The 21423-nt window shown below is 68.1% G+C and carries 20 protein-coding genes, 2 tRNA genes and 1 pseudogene; 9 read left to right on the top strand and 14 right to left on the bottom strand.

Annotated features, from left to right (window positions below; genetic code table 11):
- Nucleotides 1-206 precede the first annotated feature (206 nt).
- Nucleotides 207-446 carry a DUF2530 domain-containing protein gene (locus tag U9978_RS09225; protein ID WP_322760653.1) on the top strand — a complete coding sequence of 80 codons (240 nt, stop codon included), beginning with the start codon at nucleotides 207-209 and terminating at the stop codon, nucleotides 444-446.
- A gap of 63 nt (nucleotides 447-509) precedes the next feature.
- Here U9978_RS09225 and U9978_RS09220 read toward each other — a convergent pair whose 3' ends face one another.
- Entirely contained in the window at nucleotides 510-4457 is a 3948-nt protein-coding gene (locus U9978_RS09220; protein WP_322760652.1) for a sacsin N-terminal ATP-binding-like domain-containing protein, read from the bottom strand.
- Nucleotides 4458-4546: 89 nt separating this feature from the next.
- Here U9978_RS09220 and U9978_RS09215 point away from each other — a divergent pair, with 89 nt between their 5' ends.
- On the top strand, nucleotides 4547-5347 hold the full coding sequence (locus U9978_RS09215) for a sterol carrier family protein (protein ID WP_322760651.1): 801 nt from the start codon (nucleotides 4547-4549) through the stop codon (nucleotides 5345-5347).
- 71 nt (nucleotides 5348-5418) lie between these two features.
- Here U9978_RS09215 and U9978_RS09210 read toward each other — a convergent pair whose 3' ends face one another.
- The gene (locus U9978_RS09210; RefSeq protein WP_322760650.1) at nucleotides 5419-5811 is read right to left on the bottom strand and encodes a PIN domain-containing protein; all 393 of its coding nucleotides are present in this window, start codon (nucleotides 5809-5811) and stop codon (nucleotides 5419-5421) included.
- Nucleotides 5808-6053 carry a type II toxin-antitoxin system prevent-host-death family antitoxin gene (locus U9978_RS09205; RefSeq protein ID WP_322760649.1) on the bottom strand — a complete coding sequence of 82 codons (246 nt, stop codon included), beginning with the start codon at nucleotides 6051-6053 and terminating at the stop codon, nucleotides 5808-5810. Before U9978_RS09205 ends, U9978_RS09210 begins: the two co-directional genes overlap by 4 nt.
- 203 nt (nucleotides 6054-6256) lie before the next feature.
- Here U9978_RS09205 and purF point away from each other — a divergent pair, with 203 nt between their 5' ends.
- Both purF and purM read left to right on the top strand, forming a co-directional pair.
- Nucleotides 6257-7972: an amidophosphoribosyltransferase gene (purF, locus tag U9978_RS09200; RefSeq protein ID WP_416210907.1), complete on the top strand. Its 1716-nt coding sequence runs from the start codon at nucleotides 6257-6259 to the stop codon at nucleotides 7970-7972.
- A gap of 23 nt (nucleotides 7973-7995) precedes the next feature.
- Entirely contained in the window at nucleotides 7996-9153 is a 1158-nt protein-coding gene (gene purM, locus U9978_RS09195) for a phosphoribosylformylglycinamidine cyclo-ligase (protein ID WP_322760647.1), read from the top strand.
- Nucleotides 9154-9470: 317 nt separating this feature from the next.
- Here purM and U9978_RS09190 read toward each other — a convergent pair whose 3' ends face one another.
- The gene (locus U9978_RS09190; protein WP_322760646.1) at nucleotides 9471-9674 is read right to left on the bottom strand and encodes a DUF3073 domain-containing protein; all 204 of its coding nucleotides are present in this window, start codon (nucleotides 9672-9674) and stop codon (nucleotides 9471-9473) included.
- Nucleotides 9675-9862: 188 nt separating this feature from the next.
- Complete coding sequence (locus tag U9978_RS09185) at nucleotides 9863-10933, bottom strand: Glu/Leu/Phe/Val family dehydrogenase (RefSeq protein WP_322760645.1); 1071 nt, start codon at nucleotides 10931-10933, stop codon at nucleotides 9863-9865.
- A gap of 224 nt (nucleotides 10934-11157) precedes the next feature.
- On the opposite strand from U9978_RS09185, the gene U9978_RS09180 reads away from it, so the two are divergent.
- The 3 genes from U9978_RS09180 to U9978_RS09170 all read left to right on the top strand — a co-directional run bounded on the left by U9978_RS09180 (nucleotide 11158) and on the right by U9978_RS09170 (nucleotide 14466).
- Nucleotides 11158-11994 carry a hypothetical protein gene (locus U9978_RS09180; protein WP_322760644.1) on the top strand — a complete coding sequence of 279 codons (837 nt, stop codon included), beginning with the start codon at nucleotides 11158-11160 and terminating at the stop codon, nucleotides 11992-11994.
- Between the two features lie 152 nt (nucleotides 11995-12146).
- On the top strand, nucleotides 12147-12353 hold the full coding sequence (gene bldC, locus U9978_RS09175) for a developmental transcriptional regulator BldC (protein WP_322760643.1): 207 nt from the start codon (nucleotides 12147-12149) through the stop codon (nucleotides 12351-12353).
- 568 nt (nucleotides 12354-12921) lie between these two features.
- Nucleotides 12922-14466 carry an ABC transporter substrate-binding protein gene (locus tag U9978_RS09170; RefSeq protein WP_322760642.1) on the top strand — a complete coding sequence of 515 codons (1545 nt, stop codon included), beginning with the start codon at nucleotides 12922-12924 and terminating at the stop codon, nucleotides 14464-14466.
- 128 nt (nucleotides 14467-14594) lie between these two features.
- On the opposite strand, the gene U9978_RS09165 is transcribed toward U9978_RS09170, so the two are convergent.
- Together U9978_RS09165 and U9978_RS09160 are read right to left on the bottom strand one after the other, a co-directional pair.
- Complete coding sequence (locus tag U9978_RS09165; RefSeq protein WP_322760641.1) at nucleotides 14595-14828, bottom strand: hypothetical protein; 234 nt, start codon at nucleotides 14826-14828, stop codon at nucleotides 14595-14597.
- A gap of 137 nt (nucleotides 14829-14965) precedes the next feature.
- Entirely contained in the window at nucleotides 14966-15148 is a 183-nt protein-coding gene (locus tag U9978_RS09160; protein ID WP_322760640.1) for a hypothetical protein, read from the bottom strand.
- Nucleotides 15149-15302: 154 nt separating this feature from the next.
- Here U9978_RS09160 and U9978_RS09155 point away from each other — a divergent pair, with 154 nt between their 5' ends.
- Nucleotides 15303-15650, top strand: coding sequence for a DUF4286 family protein (locus U9978_RS09155; protein ID WP_322760639.1), 348 nt, complete (start codon nucleotides 15303-15305; stop codon nucleotides 15648-15650).
- 94 nt (nucleotides 15651-15744) lie between these two features.
- On the opposite strand, the gene U9978_RS09150 is transcribed toward U9978_RS09155, so the two are convergent.
- The 3 genes from U9978_RS09150 to metK form a co-directional block, all read right to left on the bottom strand.
- Nucleotides 15745-16692, bottom strand: coding sequence for an acyl-CoA dehydrogenase family protein (locus U9978_RS09150; RefSeq protein ID WP_322760638.1), 948 nt, complete (start codon nucleotides 16690-16692; stop codon nucleotides 15745-15747).
- Nucleotide 16693: 1 nt separating this feature from the next.
- Nucleotides 16694-17701 carry an NAD(P)-dependent oxidoreductase gene (locus U9978_RS09145; protein ID WP_322760637.1) on the bottom strand — a complete coding sequence of 336 codons (1008 nt, stop codon included), beginning with the start codon at nucleotides 17699-17701 and terminating at the stop codon, nucleotides 16694-16696.
- A gap of 342 nt (nucleotides 17702-18043) precedes the next feature.
- Nucleotides 18044-19246 (bottom strand): methionine adenosyltransferase, encoded by a 1203-nt coding sequence (gene metK, locus U9978_RS09140; RefSeq protein WP_322760636.1) that lies wholly within the window; start codon nucleotides 19244-19246, stop codon nucleotides 18044-18046.
- Between the two features lie 422 nt (nucleotides 19247-19668).
- Between metK and U9978_RS24000 the strand changes: the two are divergent.
- Nucleotides 19669-20146: pseudogene (locus U9978_RS24000) on the top strand (SDR family NAD(P)-dependent oxidoreductase); the annotation flags it as partial.
- A gap of 141 nt (nucleotides 20147-20287) precedes the next feature.
- Here the strand turns inward: U9978_RS24000 and U9978_RS09125 are convergent.
- The 4 genes from U9978_RS09125 to U9978_RS09110 all read right to left on the bottom strand — a co-directional run bounded on the left by U9978_RS09125 (nucleotide 20288) and on the right by U9978_RS09110 (nucleotide 21242).
- On the bottom strand, nucleotides 20288-20449 hold the full coding sequence (locus U9978_RS09125; RefSeq protein ID WP_322760634.1) for a hypothetical protein: 162 nt from the start codon (nucleotides 20447-20449) through the stop codon (nucleotides 20288-20290).
- A gap of 126 nt (nucleotides 20450-20575) precedes the next feature.
- Complete coding sequence (locus U9978_RS09120; protein ID WP_322760633.1) at nucleotides 20576-20755, bottom strand: hypothetical protein; 180 nt, start codon at nucleotides 20753-20755, stop codon at nucleotides 20576-20578.
- 248 nt (nucleotides 20756-21003) lie between these two features.
- Nucleotides 21004-21077, bottom strand: a tRNA-Phe gene (locus U9978_RS09115).
- A gap of 90 nt (nucleotides 21078-21167) precedes the next feature.
- Nucleotides 21168-21242 (bottom strand) — tRNA-Asp (locus U9978_RS09110).
- Nucleotides 21243-21423: the final 181 nt, after the last annotated feature.

Below are 21423 nucleotides of genomic sequence, written 5' to 3'. Positions count from 1 at the left end.
GGTCGCTCTTAGTGGTCGGCGCCGACCACTAAGCATTCCCGGATTGCCACAAGATCGGCGCGAGTTTGTCGTTAGGTACGCTTTACAGGCCTAAAAGCGTACCTTCCGACAAACTCGCGCCGATCATGGCCTGGGCGTGTAGATCATGAGCTGGATGGCTCGCGGCCCGGGGAGTTCGTGCGGGCGGGCGGGTAGCGTCAGCAGATATGAGCGTGACCCCGCCGGCTGGGCGCCGGGAGCTGGAACCGTTGCCCTATGACGGTGTGGCGTCAGTGACTGTCGGTACGATTCTGTGGCTGGTCGCCCTGGTGGTGCTGCTGCCGTTCTGGAACAGCCTGCGGGCGGACGGCCACCTGTGGTGGATCGCGACCGCGGCCGTCGGCGCGGCGCTCGGCCTGCTGGGTATCGCGGTCACATCCCGCCGCCGCAACCGTCTCCGTCGCTAGCGCGCCGTCGCTGCCGCCTCCGTGCCGGGCTCTGGACGTTGAGGCGGATCTTGAAACATCGGCTCAGGAGTCGTCGAGGTCGGCTTCGGCCTGGCGCTGATCGTCACCGGCCGGGTCGCGTAGCGCCTCGGCGATGGCGTGCCGGCGGTCCCAGGTGCCGGCACGCCAGGCCAGGGCCCGCGCCAGCGCGTTCGTCCCGGCACTCGCGTCGACGTGGATCTCTCCTCCGATGCCACCGAGCACCCGCCACGCGACGGGTGTGGACGCACCGTCGACGTCGGCTACAAGCAGACGCGCATGCGACAGGTACGGCGTACCCTCCGGCGCCGTATGCGTCGGTGACTGCGGCGCTGAGACGACGTCACAGTCACCAAGCGTGGAAAGCAGGGGCACGCCGAGTACGAGGGATGCCTCGGCTGCCCGGTCCAGCGGCATCCGCAGGGCACCGCGACCGGCCCCGAGTAGCGGCATCAGGTCCGGCGCGTCCACGATCACGGCATCGGATGTCCGCACCACGCCGTTCGGGGTGCGGACGGTCAGCGGAGGGTCGATGCTCCTCGCCCGATCGCGGTCGGGTACCTCGGCGCGGGGGAGCGCCGCGGCGGCATCCACGGCCGCCATGTACAGCAGGCGCGCCGCCGGCCATGGCACGTCCCGATCGGCGTCGCCGAGCCGGTCGAGCAGGTCGAGAACCGCGTCCGGATCGCTCAGGACGTCGGCGAGGGTAAGCCGGCAACCGAGACGGCGCAGCAGGCCGACATCCACCCCCGGCAGTGGGGCAGCCGGGGCGAACAGCCCGTCGAGCAGCGGGTCGGCGCCGGGCAGCGCTAGCTCGGGCGGGGGGAGCACGGTCGTTGATCCGGCGACTGGAAGCAGCGCGTGCCGGGACAGCCACCAGCGCGTGTACGACACATCCGCATCGCGGGCATAGCCGCCGGACCCCGGCCGGCGCAATCGGTCGGAGTGCATGACGACATCGCGCAGCGGCGGCCGGGCCAGCTCCGCGAGCGCATCAGGCCAGCGGGACGGGTCGACGAACTCGAGGTCGCGGACGGCCGAGAAGGTCGCCAGCGTGGGCGGCACGCCCGGTTCGCTACCGGCAAGGGATTGATCGAATTCGGACCCGAGCCGGGCGGTCAACTCCTCCACCCAGGTGTCACTGTCGTCCAGGTCGAGCAGGACCGGCTCGTCCGGGTCGAGGCTCACGTCGGTGACATGCAGCACGGTGAAGGTCCGCAGTACCCCGACCGCTTCCAGCACGCCGACCGGCCATGCCCGCGCGAAGTCATCGGCCAGGACGCTGAACGGTGCGTCGCTCGCGAGCACTCGGTCGAGGGGGCCGGCTTCGATCAACAGTTCACCGGCGGGGCTGAAGTCGCCATCGGTGTCGGGAAGCAGTAGATCTGCGAGCCAGGGCAGTTCACCGGCGATATCGCCGGTGTCGACACCGCCTGCATCGAAGCCGGCATCGAAGCCGGCATCGAAGCCGGCATCGAAGCCTGCGTCCCGCGCCAGTGCCAGGACAGCGTTGGCCAGCGCGCGTGCCGCGTCGGGATCCGCCTCGGGGTCGATATCGGCGATGGCGTCAGCGACGGACCCGTCGCGCAGCACGCTCGCGGGGGTTCCCTCGACCGCACCGAGGGTGCGCAGGGTGTCGCGGGCCGCGCCGGCGCACGCGTCGGGATGCGCGACGCGCAGTGGTAGCCCTGAGCTGACCAACGCGAGGACGTCCAGATCGGTGGTGGGAAGCAGCAGCCCACGCGGGCCGGTCACCATCCGGACCCCGAGCCGGGTGCCGTCCGGTCCAGGGCCGGTCCCGGCATCCGGTGCCGGGTCCCGATCCGGGGCGGATGCGGCCAGCGGGACGGGCAGGGCGCCGAGGGCGTCCCGGTCGGGCGCGTTCGCGAGCGCCGCATAGGCACGTGCCCACCACGACGGCGGTCGGCGGAGCTCGCTGAGAATCTCGACCACATCGGCGGTATCGAGGCGGCGTACTCCCAGGAGGTCGAGGGCTGGACGCCAATGCCGTGCGGCGTAGGCCGTCGGTAGCAGGCCGTCCACGGCGCCATCTGCGTCGTCGCCTGGTTTGTCGTCGCCCCGGTTGTCGTCGTCCAGTTCGTCGGTGCCCGATTCGTCGCCCCGGAGCACTGCCGGGGCCGTGAGCAGCGCCGTGACCTGGTCGGTTGCCGGACCGAGGTCGCAGACCACGCAGTCGGATCCGCGGTGCCCGCCGGGAAACATCGGTGCGTCCGGTAGCAGCCGCGCGAGGGCGTCCCGCAACCTGGCGTCGACCTCACCGGCCGGCAGTCCGGTCGGGACGAGTTCAAGCGCCGCCAGCGGCGAATGCGCCGGCGGATGGCCGGTACCCACGAGCGCACGCACGTCGAATGCGTCGCGCGCCTGCGATGCCAGGGTGCCGCCCGGGTCCTGCCCCGCGGCGATCAATGCGAACAGGTCCGGTCCGGCCGGCGCCACCGATCTGGCGCCAGCGCCCGGCAGCGCTGTGACACCGGGCTCGCCGGTGACACCCGGCACGGTGCCGTCGGGGTGGGCGGGCGCGGTATCCGGTGTCAGCGGGCCGCCGGCACCGAGGTCGACAGCAAGGTCGACGATCGTTTCGGCGAGCCGGTCCACCAGCCAGTCCCGCAGCGGACCAGCGACGGTGTGCCGGCGGGACGGTTCCAACGGCAGACCCACACTGACCAGAACCGGCAACGACAGTGGCTCGTCGGTTGGCTGGGGCGCCCGGACAAGCGTGGGCACACCGCCGGGCCAGCCTCCCTCGCGGACCATGGCTCGGGCCTCGTATCCGGTACGGGCACGTTCCTCAACCGGCCGGTCGATGAGCAGATCCGGCGGAATCACTCCGCGTCGCACCCTGCCGACCCAGCGTTGCCCGTTCAGTAGTGCGACCTCCTGGCCATGCTCATTCGGGCCTCCGGGCGCGCCAGGAAGATCATTGTCGCGCGCCCTTTGGCCATGCTCATTTGGGCCTCCGGGCGCGCCAGGAAGATCATTGTCGCGCGCCCTTTGGCCATGCTCATTTGGGCCTCCGGGCGCGCCAGGAAGATCATTGTCGCGCGCCCTTTGGCCGGGCGACCCTGCCGGGTCCGCTGGGGTGGGGTCCACCCAGACACAGGAAAGCGTCGTGCGATCATCGTCGACCACGACGGTGATCTCGGACAGTCCGGGCATCACCAGCGGAAGCGTCGGGTCGAGACCGGCCAGGAGGGCACGGGCCAACGCCATCGCGCCGGCGTCACGCAGCGGCAGCCGGACGACGGTGTCGTAGCCCTCCGGCGGTGGTGGCGCGTCGGCCAGCACCGAGGGCAGGCGTAGCACGGGGACGGCACCGTCGCGGCGGGTCAGTTCGGCGTCGAGGGCGGGCACATCGAGTGCGTTGATCGCTTCGATGGTCGCCTGTTTCGACCAGCTGACACCACCGCTGCCGGCATCCCGTTCCTCCCACGGCCCCACCGGCCGTCGTGACACGATCGACGGACTGTCGCTGACGGCGAGAACCGCGGCGAAACCGACCCCGAATCGGCCGAGAGCCGCCGTGTCTCGCTTGGCCGAGGCACGTAGCGTGGACAGCGATTCGACCCCGGCTGCGGACAGCCCGGTTCCGGTGTTGGCGATCTCCAGCATCCCGGCGTGAGGTTCGGCAGCCGTGTCGTCACCGCTGGTCAATGTCATCAGAACACGGCAGGGCACAGCGGCGGCATGGGCCGCGTCCACGGCGTTCTGGAGCAGTTCAACGACGAGCCGGTCGCGGTAGGTGCCGCGGGCGGCGTCCTCCTCGGCGTTCGCGTCCTCGCGGAACCGCGCGGGGGACGCGGCCCAGGCATCGAGGACCCGGCGTTGGATCGCGGTCGTCCCGAAAGGGTCGTCTCGCTCGCCGACGTCGGCATGATCATGTTGGTCGTCGCGGCGCCGGTCGTCCAGCGGGTCGTCCAGGGCGTCGCCGCTGTCAGCGTCCACGATCACGTTTCCGTACGGCTGCGCGTCCATCGCCTCATCCTCCTCTTCGATGCCGGGTAGATGGGAGAGCAGGTGCTGCCAGTCGGCCCGTCTTCCGCCAGCCGATAATCAGAACCGTGGTGTCCGCGGCTCGTCGTGATGATCCGAAACTGGCGTCGGCGGTTGTCGGCCAGTGGGAGCGGATCGCCGAGCGGGTGGCCGCACTCGCAGCGCAGGAGTGTGCGCAGCCGAGCAGGCTGCCCGGCTGGAGTGTCGCGGATCTTGTCGTCCATACCGCCGGGTCGGCGGCTGCGCTGGCCGCGGCGATCGCGGGTCCGCCCCCGCCGGCCGCGGACGCCCGCCCGGAACGTCTTCTGAGCGTGGAGACCTATCTGGCGGCGCCGGCAGGATTGGGGCTCGGCCCGCGCGATGACGCACACAACGGGACGGCCGCCGATACGCGGTGGGGAGCCGGTGAGCATGGCCGGCTGCGGTCGCGGTTGGGTGACGCCATCGCCGCCGCCGCGGCTGGGCTCGCCGGTGTCGACCCGGCGCGTCCGGTCATGACCGCAGCCGGTGGCATGCGGCTGGGAGACCTTCTGGTCGCACTGGCGGTGGACGGTGTTGTCCACGGTCTCGACCTGGGGGTCGATCCGCATCGGGACGCGGTGCGGATCGTCGTGCGAACCTTCACCGGTCTACTCGTGGCGCGCGCTCCGGGGCGTTGCGTCGAGGTACGGGTGCCGCCGTTCGCGGCGGTGCAGGTCGTCGAGGGCCCGCGGCACACCCGGGGCACACCGCCGAACGTGGTCGAAACCGATCCGGTCACCTTTGTCGATGTCGCCGTGGGTCGCCTGAGCTGGATGGACGCGGTGGCGGACGGTCGCGTGCGGGCCAGCGGCTCCCGCGCCGACCTGCGCCCTTACCTTCCGTTGCTGTAACTTCCGTTGCTGGACCGCCCGCTGTGGCAGAACACGTGGCCGGTGAGCTCTCGGCCGGCCCTTGCGGCGGATCAGACGATCACGAAGGGGACCCCCGCGTCGCCAAGGGCGTGGAAATCCTCGTCCCTGGTTGCGACGGTGCATTCATGGACAATCGCCGTAGCCCCGATCAGGGTGTCCATGACGCGCGGTTTGCGACCGGACGCCTTGATTTTCACTACAAGGCGGGCATACGTATGGGCAACGTCGGTGTCGATGAGAAGAGGTTCGTAACTGCGTTCAACGGCTGACAACGTGGCAAGTCGTTGCGCGCGGATGTCCGGATCTGTTGCGACTAGTACGCCGATGGTGAGTTCTGCGACGGAGATCACGGATACGGCTACATCCGTTACCTCGTCCGGCAGTATCGGGGCGGTTTTCTCATGAATAGTGATCAATAACGACGTGTCCAGCAGGAGTTTCACTCGTTATCGCCAACTCGCTCTTCCCGGAGCTCGGCGAGCAGGTCCTCCATCGCCGGGTCGGGCTGGACCTGGCGGAGAACTGCGATGGCTTCCGTACGCGGAAGCCAGATGCGACGCCGCAGTGGGATGATCTCCGCGACGGGACGGCGGTCGACTGTGACCGTCACCCGCTCGCCTGCTTCCACCCGGCGGATCACGTCACTGGCGTTCGTCCGCAGTTCGCGGAGGCCGACGATCGTCATGCTCTGCAGTGTTGCACATATGCTTCAGCGTTGCGCATGCGCTTCGGGTGCTCGAGGGACTACCTGGACCGGACCTGTCCGTGGTGTCCCGCATGAGTTGGAGATCGACAGGTGTCGGGCGGGTTGGCGCTGCTAGCGTGGGCTGCGGACCAGTGTGAACGACGTCCCAAGGAGCTGTGTTGCCCGACGTCGGTGACTGTTCGATGTCTGTCTCCGCCCGTCCGGCGGCCGCCGCCCGTCCGGCGGCACCTCTCGACCCAGCGGTTGGCTCCCGCTGCGGCAGCCAGCGCGCTGATGCTCAGCGTCGTGGCGCCGAGGACTGGGCCCGTGAGTACATCGATGATCCGGGTCCGCGGGACGCCTGCGGGGTGTTCGGAGTGTGGGCTCCAGATGAGGACGTTGCGAATCTAACCTACTACGGGCTGTACGCGTTGCAGCATCGGGGCCAGGAAGCGGCGGGTATCGCGGTCGCCGACGGCCGGACGGTCGTCGTCTTCAAGGAGCTGGGGCTGGTCGCCCAGGTCTTCGACGATGTGACCCTGGCGAGCCTGACCGGGCACCTGGCCGTGGGCCATACCCGTTACTCGACCACCGGATCGTCGACCTGGGACAATGCCCAGCCTTCCTACCGGTCGTCGCATGGCGGTGGAGCGGTCGCACTGGGTCATAACGGCAACCTCACCAATACCGCGACCCTGGCCGCGGACCTCGCCGACACCGTCAGGGGCCCGATCCGGGCGACGACGGACTCTGACCTGATCACCGCGATGTTGGCCGCGCATCCCGGCCCGACGCTGAAAGAAGCGGCCATCGACGTGCTGCCCCGGCTGGCCGGCGCGTTCTCGCTGGTGTTCTGCGACACCTCAACCCTGTATGCCGCCCGGGACACCCACGGTGTGCATCCGCTTGTGCTGGGCCGGCTCGGCGGGGACGGCCCGGACACCGGTTGGGTCGTGGCGAGTGAGACCGCGGCCCTTGACATCGTCGGCGCCGGTTTCGTCCGCGAGGTCGAACCCGGTGAACTGATCGTCATTGATGCCGACGGGCCGCGCTCCCACCGGTTTGCGCCGGCGACACCGCACGGATGCTTGTTCGAGTACGTCTATCTCGCTCGCCCGGACACCACGATCGCGGGCCGTTCCGTGCACGCGACCCGGGTCGAGGTCGGGCGGACGCTCGCCCGCGAGGCACCGGCGGAGGCCGATCTCGTGATCGGGGTGCCGCAGTCGGGCGTGCCCGCGGCGGTCGGCTTCGCCGAGGCCAGCCACATCCCGTACGGCGACGGGCTGGTGAAGAATTCCTATGTGGGACGGACGTTCATCCAACCGTCGCAGACGATCCGCCAGCGTGGGATCCGGCTGAAGCTCAATCCGCTGCGTGATGTCATCGACGGCCGCCGCCTTGTCGTCGTCGACGACTCGATCGTGCGGGGCAACACCCAACGCGCCCTGGTGCGGATGCTGCGCGAGGCCGGCGCCACCGAGGTACATGTGCGGATCTCCTCGCCGCCGGTGCGCTGGCCGTGCTTCTACGGCATCGACTTCGCCACCCGCTCCGAACTGATCGCGAACAACGCTCACGTCGAGGAGATCCGCGAGTCCCTGGGAGCCGACTCTCTGGCCTACGTGTCACTCGCAGGCCTGGTCGCGGCGTCTCGCCAGCCGGTGGCGCAGCTGTGCCGAGCCTGTTTCGACGGGGTATACCCGGTTCCGTTGCCGCATGCCGACCACCTCGGCAAGTATCTGCTGGAAGACGCGGCGGACGGTGACCGTGCCGGCCACGACCCCGCGGTCCGTGCCGGCGGCGGGTCGGGTGGTTCCCAGCCGGAAGGCGAGGCCCTGTTGACCGCGCTGCAGACCGGGACACTCGTGGACGGCGCGTCCGTGGACGGCGCCGGCCCGGTGGCGCAGCGACGGTGAGCGCGCCGCTGCCTGATCGGCCTGTGACGAACGTGTCCTACCGGGACGCGGGCGTGGATATCGATGCCGGCGACCGCGCCGTCGCCCTCATGCGCGCCGATGTCGCGCGGGCCACCCGTCCGGAGGTCGTCGGATCGCTCGGGGGCTTCGCCGGGCTGTTCGCGCTCGACGTCACCCGCTACCGGCGTCCCCTGCTCGCCTCGTCGACCGACGGGGTGGGCACGAAGATCGCCGTTGCGCGGGCCGTCGGCCGGCATGACACCGTCGGTATCGACCTGGTTGCGATGGTCGTGGACGACCTGGTGGTCTGCGGCGCCGAACCGCTTTTCCTGCTCGACTACATCGCCTGCGGGGTCGTTGTTCCGGAGCGTATCGCCACAATCGTCGCCGGGATCGCGCTCGGCTGCCAACAGGCCGGTGCGGCCCTTGTCGGCGGTGAGACCGCCGAGCATCCCGGGCTCATGGGCCCCGACGACTACGACCTCGCCGCCACCGGTGTCGGTGTGGTGGAGGCGGACGCGCTCCTCGGCCCGCAGCGGGTGCGATCGGGGGACGTGGTGGTGGCGATGGCTTCCTCTGGTCTGCATTCCAACGGCTACTCCCTGGTGCGTCATGCGCTGCTCGGCCCGGTCGACCCCGACGGCCCGGGTGGGGTCTCGCCCACGGGTCGCGCCGCCCTGGCCCGTCATGAGGACAGCCTGGGGACCACTCTCGGTGATGCCCTGCTCGTCCCCACGCGGATCTACGCCCGCGACTGTCTGGCGCTGGCCGCAGCCGTGGACGTCCACGCCTTCGCGCACATCACCGGTGGCGGGCTCGCGGCCAATCTGGCCCGGGTGATCCCCGCCGAGTTGACCGCCCGCCTGGACCGGTCTACGTGGACCCCGCCACCCTTGTTCGATCTGGTCGCCGAGCGTGGTGGTGTTCCAGCGGTTGAAATGGAACGGACGTTCAACCTCGGGGTGGGGATGGTCGCGGTGCTGCCTGCGCATGACGCCTGCGCCGCTCTCGACCTGCTCGCCGCGCGCGGGATACCGGCGTGGATCATCGGCGAGGTCGTCCGTACCGATGCAGACGGCCCCGTGAACAGCCCGGCTGACGGCGTCGGCGATGCGGATGATGATCGCGATCGTCCTCGCGTCGGTCAACCGGCGGAGATGGTCGGAGAACATCCCCGGTAACCGGCGATCGTCCCAAGGGATGGCCGTCAGCACCGCCGTGTCGGCCACCGCCGCGTCCGTGTCCACGACCACGATGTAGGTCGACCATGCCAGGACGTCGTGGGCCTGGTGGCCTGGTGGCGGCCCTCGCTCATGGATGCGGCACCGGATCCCGCGAACAGCCGGCACAGGACGCCCGCGCGGCCGCCGCTGCGACCTGCGTGGGCCTGGCCGCAGGGCTCCTTGGGCCGCCGGCAACGCGACAAAGATCACCATCGCGTCGCCCTCGGTCACATGGGAGCCCGGGATCCGGAGACCCGCAACCATGCTTGTGTTACTTACCGCCGACCGGTGTCCTCGTCCTCGTCGGCGTAGTCGTACTCGTAGGAATCATCCGACGAGTACTGATCGTCCGCGGTGTCTTCTCGCGCGCTACCGGCACCCAGATCGGCTTTTAGGCGATCAAGGTCCATGTTGGGCGAGTTGTACTTGAGCTCGCGGGCGACTTTCGTCTGCTTGGCCTTTGCTCGGCCGCGCCCCATGGCTCGACCCCCTCGAACATGACGACGGGGACCCGCCCCGGTGCTCTCATTATCTCGTGCCTCCCGAGACTACAGGGATCGTGGGCTCATGGGCACGCCAACCCGACAGTTGTCGGGCCGCGCGACGATTGTGATGAACGATGTGTGACGTGGGTCACTGATCGACATCTCAAGCCTGTCACTTAGGATCATGGTACGAGGATCCTGCGCAGTTGTCCGATCTCGGTCATCCGGCGCTCCGCGAGCTGGGTGGCGGCCTGGGCGGAGGTCACCCCGGTCTGCTCGGCGTGACCGAGAACGTCCAGCGTCGACGCGAAGATACGGCTGACCGCGGCCTGCGCCCGTTCGCGTGAGTAGCCCGCGAACTCGTCGGCGACCTGGATCAGACCGCCGGCGTTGACCACGAAGTCGGGTGCGTAGAGCACGCCCGCGGCGGCCAGCCGTTCGTCCACACCGGCATCGGCGAGCTGGTTGTTAGCTCCGCCACACACCACCCGCGCGTACAGGGCGCTCGCCACCTCCGCGGTGAGCGCTCCGCCCAACGCGCACGGCGAGTACACGTCGACGTCGGCAGTGATCAGCGTGTCGGGATCGGTCCGCAGTTCGGCGTCGGGATACTCCGCGCGGGCACGATCGAGCGCCGCCTGGTCGACGTCCGCGGCGACCACGGCGGCGCCGTCGGAGAGCAGCCTGCCGACCAGACGCCGGCCGACCTTCCCGAGGCCGGCCACGGCGACACGGCGACCGGCAAGCGACGGCGTGCCCCACAGATACTCGGCGCAGGCACGCATCCCCTCGAACACGCCGTAGGCGGTCAGGACGCCGGAATCGCCGGAGCCACCCTGCGCAGGCGACCGTCCGGTGACCCATCGGGACTCGCGGGCGACCACATCCATGTCCTCGACGTAGGTTCCGACGTCACAAGCGGTGATGTAACGGCCTCCGAGCGAGGCGACGAAGCGTCCGTATGCGCGCAGCAGCAGCTCGGACTTGTCGCGGTTCGGATCGCCGATGATCACAGCCTTGCCGCCGCCGAAGTCGAGGCCGGCGCAGGCGGCCTTGTAGGCCATTGCCCTGGACAGGTCCAGGACGTCGAGCAGCGCCGCGTCCTCGTCGACGTAGGGGTGGAACCTGGTTCCGCCGAGGGCCGGGCCGAGGGCCGTGGAGTAGATCGCGATGATCGCACGCAGTCCACTGGCGGAGTCCACGCAGAACACCACCTGTTCGTGCTGTGAGGCGACGGTGAAGACGGACGGCACCGTGCGGGCTCCCTTCGCCGGGTACGTGATTTGCCGGGTATGTGGTTTGCCGGGTACGTGGGCGCAAGCATGCGTGAGACCCCGCTGTGAGGGTCGCGACCGGTGTCCGCAACCTATCCAGCCGCGGTACCGGCGCGAGTGAAGATCGGCGCTGCAGGCCGCCCACGTGCGGCTGACGGGCACGCGGCAACCCACTGAGGCTTCTGGCATGCCAGGATCTGTCTGTGGCTCCTGTGGTCAGTCCAGCGGCCTATCTGCGGGTGTACGAGCCGCTGGCGGCGTTCCCGCCGGCCGATCGGCTTCGTTGGGAGCGTTATGCAGCCAAGGGGCGTGTCCCGAGCCGCCGTGCCGGTGCCCGCCGGGAGCGGGTCGTCGCCCTCGTCGCGACCATCCAGCCGTCGCTGGACGTCGCCGACGAGTCGGCCTTCATCCAGGTGGCGGACGGGCTGATGTTCGTCTGCCCCTGGTACACCCAGCTGCGGGTGTGGCAGGCGGCGATGGAGTTTCGCGGTGGGTTGCCGGATCGGGTGGCGGAGGCGTTCATCCCGCGACGACTCGCAGACCCGGCCGAGACCGAGCTCGACCGCTGGCACACCCGCCGCCCGGATCTCAAGGTTTACGTCCAGACCTGCACCTGGATGGTGCCGCCACCGTGGTTCGTCCTGTTCGAGCCCGCGGAGCGCCTGCTGGTCACCGGTGACAGCGCCGATCGGTCGTTGTCGTACCGGACGTCGCTGAGCCGTGCCCGGCGGCGGGTCGGTCTGGCGCTGGAGGCGTTGGAGATGCTGCGTCGCGTCGCTCCGGACTCACCGGGCGTCGACGGTCTGGCCGAGATCAGACAGTGGCTGGCGGACTTCCACCCACACAGCCGGGTCGAACTCGACTACGGCGGACTCGTGGATCTGCTCGATGACGATGCTCTGCGTGACGACACATCGGTCGAAGACCTTGATGAGGCACTCGGCGCATTACGCCTAGGGCGAACAGATGTGGCAGTCGCGGCCTATGAGCGCGTCCTGAACCGGTGGAGACCGGTTCAGGCACGGGAGTCGGCAAGCTGATGGTTTGCAACCGCTAACTGAGCGTGGCTGCTCGCTTCGGACGTCGTGTGACTAGTCAGCAGATGGTCCTGACGTGCCATGTCCGAAATGCCCCCGAAGGATGCACGATCTGTATGGGACGGAGCAACGCTCTGTGACGGGAGGCCAACACAATGACGACGAGAACACCGGACGCTGAGCCGCTGCTGACGCCTGCCGAAGTGGCAACCATGTTCCGAGTTGACCCGAAGACCGTGACCAGGTGGGCCAAGGCGGGCAAGCTCACTTCGATACGCACCCTTGGCGGTCACCGCCGTTACCGCGAGGCGGAGGTCCGGGCACTCCTCAAGGGGGTCCCATCCATGGGAAGCGAGGTATAGCTCCACGCCGGTGCGATCGGATGCATCGGATCCTCCTTACTCTGCTGCTGTGATCGATAAGTTCCGAAATTCGCGAGTTGTTGGTTATTCGGGGATCTTCGGCTACTTGAGATGTGATCAGGTTAGGACCGAGGGGGATGTCGGTACGGCGGTTGTCTCAAGTGTGGGCAACAGTTGTTCTTCCGATGTGTCAAGGCCGCTGACGGTGGGGGCGCTCTGGTACGTCCAAGCGTCTTTAGGATCTTCGACTGGAAGGCGAGGCGGTCTGCCAGTCGAAGATCTCCACCACCGCAGGGGCGTAGACCGTGCGTTCATGTCCCCGGGATGATCAGCGTTTCCGCGCTGCTCGCGCCGTGACACGACCCCGTCGGTAGGTCCGGGAGGTTCCCCGAAACCGGGATGCTGCCTTCCGGACCTTTGTCGTTCCAGGACGAGATCCGCGCCGGATCGTGCGGGTTCGAGGCTCTTGGCGGGCTCGGCGCTCGCCGGCGCCCCTGCTGCCTGGCACCGGTCACTCGGATGACCACAGGCGCACGTCGTCGGTGTCTGTCGTGCCACGGAGCGCTTCGTGACCATATCGCCCCCGGCCGGTGAGCTTGAGCTCCGCGGTGGGTCTGTGGTAACAATAGCGCCCATTCTGCTTTCCAGTCATATATGTCGTTTTCAGGAGTCTGCTCTGTTTGCCGAACGTGGATCTTTTATTTTTTGTGTTGAAACCGGACAAGCCGGCATTGAAGTACCAAACCGATGGCCGGCACGCCGTGCGTCCGTGTATGTTGCGGTGGCTTCCCTGTTCACCCGCGCCGACCGGCAGGTCGTTGCTTTGAGAGGGAAGAACATGATCTTATTAGGGCGTCGGAGCGTGGCATCCCTGTTTGTTGCCGGCGTACTCGTCCTCGCTGGTGCGGGTTGTGGCACGGGAACGATGCCGAGCAACGAGGCTTCGGATGCGACACATCAAGCTGGCGGCAAGATCAAAACAGGTGTGGGTATCTCGAACGATACCATCACGCTTGGTGTGCTCACCGATCTGTCGGGAGCGTTCAAAGGACTCGCGAAGGATCTGACCGACGCGCAGCAACTCTACTGGGACCTGCGAAACTCCACTGGTGGAGTATGCAATCGTTACAGCGTCGTACTTGACATCAAAGACCATGGATATGACACCGACCGTGCCGTGGATTTTTATAGCGGGATGAAGGGCAAAGTTCTCGCGATCGAGCAGTTGCTCGGTTCGCCGATGGCAACGAAACTCGGCCCGTTGATCGAATCCGACAAGATGATGACAATGGCGGAGACGTGGGCGCCGGCTCTCACGGACAACAGGTACTACACGCTTGTCGGCGCAACCTATGACATACAAATGATCAATGGGCTCGACTATCTGCTCGCACAGAACAAGATTAGATCTGGTGGCACGATCGGTCACATCTATCTCGACAACGAGTTGGGTAGGAGCGCGTTGCTGGGTTCGGCCTACATGGCCAGGCGGCACCAGTTTGGTCTGGTCGAGGAGAAGATCGACCCGAACAAGCCCGACCTGACCGCCGTGGTGACCGCGCTCGCGGCCAGAAAGGTCAGCGCAATTCTGTTCACCGGTACACCGGCACAGACCGCGTCGGTGGCGAGCGCCGCGAGTGCGCTGGGACTGGATGTGCCGATTCTCGCCAGCAACGTGGGTTTCACCCCCAGTCTGCTGCTGGGCCCCGCCGGACCGGCGCTGAAGAAGAATCTCTACCTGGCGTTGCCGTCAGTCGGTTTTCAGGAGCCGAGCGCGCGGGAGATACGTGACGCCTTCGCAGCCACCCATGATCAGCGGTCGCCCAGTATTGGAGCCGTGGATGGCTGGGCGGAGGCGGTGGTAATGGACAGGATTCTGGAGAAGGCGTGCAGCAGCGGCGATCTGACCCGAGAGGGTCTGCTCGCCGCGAAGAGCAGCATGACCCAGGTCGAGACGGGCGGTCTGGTCCCGCCGCTGGACTATTCGCAACTTGGTGTCTCGCCGACGAAGGCAAGTTATGTCGGGCGGGCTGCGGACGTGCCGGGTGGCATCATGATAGCGAACGGCCCGATCGAGAGTGCCGGCGTCGCGTCCTACAGCCGACCGAAATAGGCGGTTGGCCCGGCCGAAGGGTGCGCGATTATGGTTTTTCTCGCCCGCCCGGAGGTATCAGGTAGTGTGGCGGGCCGAAGGGCGTGCGATTATGGTTTTTCTCGCACGCCCCTTGGCGTCGACGGTTGTCAGGCGTGATCGCGAATCTCTGTTCTGCCTGCCGCGCGGGCGCAGTGGGCACAGCAGAAGAACTGCCCGTTGGTCTGGGCGCCATGTCCGGAGATCTTCACTCCGCAGTGGTCGCAGATCGGTGCCATCGAATGGATCGCGCATTCGAAACTGTCGAACGTGTGTACCGAGCCCTGGGCGTGAACCTCGAAGCTCATTTCGTAGTCATTGCCGCAAACCTCGCAGTTGCCCATGCTGGCCTCCCGTTGTGGTCGTCGTCTCGACGCCTTCATTCCCGCTGGTGAGTGGGTCCATAGGGAGACTGCTGTACCCGGGGTCGGATCTGCGGCCAGGACGCGCCGGCACCGGCGGTGCTGTCGTCCAGGGCTGGTCAGTCGGGCCGCAGGCTTCGCAGGAACAGCCGTACCGCGACCTGGGTGTGGCGTTCCTGGGTGGCGGGGTCGCGTTGGATGCCGAACGAGGCCAGGCGTGCGGGCATGCCGGCGACCATGCCGAGGACGTGTTCGGCGAGGATCTCGGGATCGTCGCGGCTGTCGATCCCCGCGCCACGCACGTGGTCGACACCTCGCAGATCGGAGTCTGCGCGCCGGCTTCATCCGCATTTTCCCGTTCGTCGAACATTCGCGAGGTGAAGCGCGCCGTCTCATGTCCTGACAAACTGTGAACGCGCACCACGGCCAGCCAGGTGCGGCTTTCGGAATCAGAAGATGTCCATCGAGAAGGAGGTCGGGCGAGTGCCCAAGGGGATTCTCTACGTCGAATCACGACCGAGTTCGCCGGAGCAGGCGGCCGGGTACCACAAGTGGTACAACGAGACCCATCTGCAGGAGATTTTGGCGATCGACGGGTTCGTGTCGGCCCGCAGGTTCGAGTCACTCGGCGAGGACGGCCCGTTCATCGCGATCTACGAGATAGATGCCGACGATATCGAGGCTGTGCAGGCGACGCTCGGCGCAGCCATCACGGCCGGCACGATGTCGACGCCGGTCGGGCTCCGGTTCGACCCGCCCCCCGTGCTCCGGTTCTGCCGGGAGATCACTGCACACGAGTCCTGATCCGGTCGTTTCCGAGCCGACGAACCTGGTGCCGAAGCCGACCGAACCGCGGCGGCGGGCTCCGGCACCAGATCGTCCCCGGCTGTAGGGGTCATCAGTAGGGGAGTCCGCCCCGCGCGATGAGCTGCCCGGCGATGACGTTGCGCTGAATCTCGTTGGTGCCCTCGCCGACGATCATCAACGGAGCGTCCCGGAAGTAGCGCTCGACGTCGAACTCCGTCGAGTAGCCGTAGCCGCCGTGAACCCGGATCGCGGCCAGGGCAATCTCCATGGCAACCTCCGAGCAGAAGAGCTTGGCCATGCCGGCCTCCAGATCGGCGCGCTCGCCCGTGTCGTAACGGCGCGCCGCGTGCAACAGCAACTGCCGGGCTGCGGTCAGCTTGGTCGCCATGTCCGCGAGATGGTTGCCGACCGACTGGTGCTGCCAGATCGGCTTACCGAAGGACTCGCGCTCCTGGGCGTACCGCAGGGCGTCATCGAAGGCGGCGCGACCGACACCGGTGGCCCGGGCGGCGACCTGGATCCGCCCGATCTCCAGACCGCGCATCATCTGCTGGAATCCCTGCCCTTCGACACTGCCGAGCACCGCGTCCCGCGGTACCCGGCAGTCCACGAAGGACAGCTCGCAACTCTCCACACCTTTGTAGCCGAGCTTGGGCAGGTCCTTGGAGACGGTGAACCCGGGCACCTTCTCCACCAGCAGGATGCTGATACCGCGATGCACGGGCGTCGCGGCCGGGTCGGTCTTGCACAACAGCGCCAGCAGTCCGGCGCGACGTGCGTTGGTGATCCAGGTTTTGGCCCCGTTGATCAGGTAGCCGTCCCCGGTGTTGTTCTGCGAGCCGAGCAGCCGGGAGGCGAACCCGCAGCCGCCGGTCGCGAGCACCACCGCGCTCGCCCGCACTTCATAGTCGATGCCGGTCTGGCGGTGCACCCCGCGGACACCGGCGATGGAGCCGTCCGTGTGCGCGGTCAACTCCAGCGCCGGGCTCTGGTCGAGGATGCGCACCCCGGCCCGCTTCACCAGGTTGTCTGGTCGCACGTCAGTATCCGGCGTCGACGTCGACGAGGCCATCGAGCGGCTGGCCCGCCTGCCAGCGGCGCAGGTTGCTGACGAACAGGTCGATGCCGCGGTCGGGGCCGCCGGGAGCCGACCAGGACAGGTGCGGCAGGATCCGCACCCGGTGGTCGCGGCGCAGCGGATGGTCGGCAGGCAGCGGTTCGGGGTCGGTGACGTCCAGGCTTGCCCGCGTCACGATCCCGGCAGCCAGGGCCCGGACCAGCGCGCCGGTGTCGACGATGCGTCCCCGGGCGACGTTCACCAGGTGGACGCCAGGTTTGGTGACGGCGAACGCCTCGTCGTTCAGCAGTCGGTCGGTCAGTGGTGTCAGCGGTGCGGCCACGATCAGGTGGTCGGTCTGGCCGAGCAGGTCGGGCAGGGTGGGCACGACGGTCACGGTGGGCAGTTCGGCGGGGCGTCCGCTACGCCGGACGGCCAGCAGCCGCGTGCCGAACCCGTCCAGCCGGAGGGCCAGTTCCTGGCCGATGGACCCGAACCCGATGAGACCGATCGTCCGGCCGGCCAGGGTGCCCAGTGGCTCCGCGAGGAAGGGCTCGTTCGTCTCGGCCTCCCAGATGTCCGGGATCCGCTTCTCGGCGGCGAGCAGGAGGCCGACGGTCAGTTCGGCGATGGCCGCGCTGTTCGTGCCCCGGCCACAGGTCACGGTGCGGCCGGCGAGGCGCTCGAGGGGGAAGCCGTCGACGCCGGTCGACAGGAAGTGGACCCATCCGGCCTGCTCGACCGCCGCCAGCACGGCCGTCGCATGTGAGTCGCGCAAGGACCAGGGCGAGACGAGAGCCACCACCGGTCCTGGCAGCTCTGCCGGCAGCGCCTCCCCGGCCAGGATGTCGATGACCCGGGCCACGGCGCCGAGTCGGGAGCGGATCTGGTCGGCGAACAATGCCGGAAGCGCGGTGGCGACCACGGGCGCGGTGGCGGGCCGCGTGGTGGACGACCCGGTGAGTGGTGCGGTGGGCGACGTGATCGACATGGTGTGCTGGCTCCCACGGCAGGTCGGTGGTCGGTGGTCGGTGGTGGGGTGAGAGGTCGACCGAAACCGATCGACCGATCAACTTTTACCTTTCCGGGGGCCGGGACGGGACTACGGGACGACGACGATCTTGATGCCGGGGCTCGCGGCCTGGCGTGCCCACGCCTGCCCGGCCTGGTCGAGGGGGAGTTGCTCGATGTCAACAGTGATCTCGCCGGCGATGGCGTGCCGGACCTCCTGCAGGTAGGCGTCCCGCAGGATGTCGGGTGGAACGTCCCGGTTGCTGTAGCTAAGTGGTCGGCGCTGGAAGTTCGTCCAGGGTCTGCCGGCGCCAGACGGTGGTCAGCCGATCGCGGCGCGCAGCGCGTCGGCCCGGTCGGTGCGTTCCCAGCTGAAGTCGGGCAGCGACCGGCCGAAGTGGCCGTAGGCGGCGGTCTGCGCGTAGATGGGCCGCAGCAGGTTCAGGTCACGGATGATCGCGGCCGGGCGAAGGTCGAACACGGACCGCACCGCCCCTTCGATCTCGGCGGCGGGGACGGTTTCGGTGCCGAAGGTCTCCACGAACAGGCCCACCGGCTCGGCCTTGCCGATGGCGTAGGCGACCTGGAGTTCCACCCTGCGGGCGAGCCCGGCGGCGACCACGTTCTTGGCGACCCAGCGCAATGCGTAGGCGGCGGAACGGTCCACCTTGGACGGATCCTTGCCGGAGAAGGCGCCGCCACCGTGGCGGGCGTAGCCTCCGTAGGTATCGATTATGATCTTTCGGCCGGTCAGTCCGGCGTCGCCCTGCGGACCGCCGACCTCGAACCGTCCGGTGGGGTTGACGAGCAGTCGAAAGCCATCGACCTCGATCCCGAGGCTCTCCTCGGCTAGCCGCTTGAGCTCCGGTTCGATCACCAGGTTGCGGATGTCGGGGGTGAGGCGGGCGTCCAGGTCGACGCCGGGTGCGTGGTGGGCGGAGACGACGACCGTGTCGAGCCGTGCCGGCCGGTCCCCGTCGTATTCGATCGTGACCTGCGTCTTGCCGTCCGGGCGAAGGTAAGGCAGCGTGCGGTCGTGGCGGACCTGGGCGAGCCGCTCGGCCAGCCGGTGCGCCAGTGTGATCGGCAGCGGCAGCAGGTCGGGGGTCTCGTCGGTGGCGTACCCGAACATCAGGCCCTGGTCGCCGGCACCCTGCCGGTCGAGGGCGTCCTCGCCGCCTTCGACCCGGGCCTCGTAGGCGTTCTCGACGCCCTGCGCGATGTCGGGGGACTGGGCGCCGATCGACACCAGCACGCCGACGGTCGCGCCGTCGAAACCGGTGGACGAGTCGTAGCCGATCTCAAGGAGCTTGCGCCGCACGACGGTGGGCACGTCGACGTAGGTGTTGGAGGTGACCTCACCGGCGACGTGGACGTGGCCGGTGGTCAGCAGCGTCTCCACCGCCACCCGCGACCCGGGGTCTCCGGCCAGGAAGGCGTCGAGCAGTGCGTCGCTGATCTGGTCGGCGAGCTTGTCCGGGTGCCCCTCGGTGACGGATTCCGAGGTGAAAAGGCGGCGGGCCATGGGATGCCTCGTTTCGTAGGAAGAAGGGGTTCTCCAGACGTTGCGCCACGTCACGGCCAGGCGCATGTGACGGGTAGGGGTGCAGGGGCGCAGAGGTGACGGAAGGCGCGCCGCGGGCGCAAGCCGTGCCGGGAGAGCGGGATCTACCCTTGCTGTCCGAGCGGCAGGGCCTGAATCAGGGGCAACAGGCGGCGCTGACGACGCGACCGAAATCGATGTGCCGGCGGGCGGCAAGACGGAGACTGTCGCGACGCCTCGTAGCCGGCACGGAAATCTCCTTCTGGTCGATGTCAGGCTAGAGACCGGCGTTGGACCACGTCAAGAAGAACGGTGGGGTCGGGCTCCCGGCGCCAGCGAACCCCGACCGGTTGATGCAGGATCCGGTGCGGTGTCAGCAGTTACGTGGCGTCAGGGCATCAACGGGCGCGGGCGGCGTTGCCACCCTGTCCACCGCCGACGTCGCGGACGACTTCAACGTGAAGGTCCTCGGCTACCTGCGCACGGCGCAGGCGGTCATACCTCATTTCGCCGCGCACAAATGGGGGAGGATCATCAACATCGGCGGCCTCGCCGCGCGCCAGGTGGGGATCGCGTCTGGCTCCATCCGCAACGTCGGCGTCGCCGCTCTCACGAAGACGCTCGCCGACGAACTCGGGCAGCACGGGGTGACCTGTCAACGTCGTCCACCCTGGCCTGACCCTGACCGACAAGTATGACGGGACGATCTCGCTCCCCGCCGAACATCTCGCGGCGGCTGCGGCTGGCACGGCTATCCGGCGGGTGGTCACCGCGGATGAAGTCGCCGCAGTCGTGACCTTCCTGGCATCCCCGCTCGCGGTTGCTGTTACTGGCGAGTCGATCGCAGCCGGGGGCGGCACCCCCGGCCCTATCCACTACTGACGCCTGCCCTCGACGCCGGGGTGCGTGAGCGATATTCGGCCCATCGAGTCAGATCGCCGGCTGGCCCGGAGATCGGGCGCTTCGCCGCACCCGGCGGTCTCGGTCGAACCCGGGGTCCGGCGGTTGGTCGATCGCAGGGTGCTAACGAACCAGCGACCGCACGGCGTCCAGCAGAACCTCCGCCTCGGTGCGCACCATCCAGTCGGGGTGGGAGTCGGCAAACCGGACGACGCGGTCGGAGCCGATCACTATCGCGGTGGGGTAGGGCAGCACCCAACGTCCGGTGCCCAGCGTCGCACCCATGTCGACGCCATCCCGCAGGTACTGCTGCCGGGTCAGGTCGTCCGGTTCGAACCCGATACCGAAGGCCGTGATCAGCTCGAGGTCGCGGTCCGAGGCGACTGGGAATTCGAACCAACTGGCCGTGGGTCACGGAGCGGCGACGAATTCCTCGATGACCAGACTGACAGCCTCGTAGAGATCAGCCACGGCATCCTCGGGGGTGTTACCGAGCCCATGTGCGCCACCGCTGGGGAACGACGCATGGGCCGCCCAGGTGCCGTCCTCCTCCTGCTCCAGCTCGTAGGGGATCTGGACCATCCGCTTCATGGCGCTGACTGTACGCCGCAAGCCACAGGGTTCGCAGTAGTCGCGATCATGGCACTGGATCCCGCCCGGCGAGGGCGAGATCGTCGCCGAGAGTGGCGAACGGTTCCAGTGTCCCGCTGAGCTGCCGGGCTGGCGGCGAGTAACAGAAGTTAGTTTCGTGGGGGGCTTCGGGGGGCTTGGCCCCCCGGTGGACATCGCGGCTGGCGCGAGGCTGCACGTCAGTGCGGCGAGTAACAGAAGCTAGCGCGTGGGCAGGGGCGGGGTCGAACCGCCGACCTTCCGCTTTTCAGGCGGACGCTCGTACCGACTGAGCTACCTGCCCCGGTGCAACCATCCTGCCAAACACGGCCCAACCAGGTCGCCCCCACCAGTGAAATCAACATCATAGTAACATCAACTGGTGGTGCGAGCGCGGTCCCGACGGGATTCGAACCCGCGACCTCCGCCTTGACAGGGCGGCGTGAACTCCAGGCTTCACCACGGGACCATGCTGTGTGCTGTTCAGTTGTATCACGATCTCGCTTGTGATGCTGTGCCTCTGCGAGGCTCTGCACTTGTGAGGCTCAGCGCCCCCATCCCTCAGACCCACCACCGCGCCTGGCTGGCCGGGGCTTCGCTCAGGAGTGCAACAGCAGCATACAGGATGGCGGGGCGGTCCGGGGTGGGTG

The organism is Protofrankia sp. Cr2 (genome assembly GCF_963555885.1).
Classification (GTDB): Bacteria; Actinomycetota; Actinomycetes; order Frankiales; family Frankiaceae; genus Protofrankia.
This window is presented reverse-complemented; position numbering and strand designations above follow the sequence as displayed.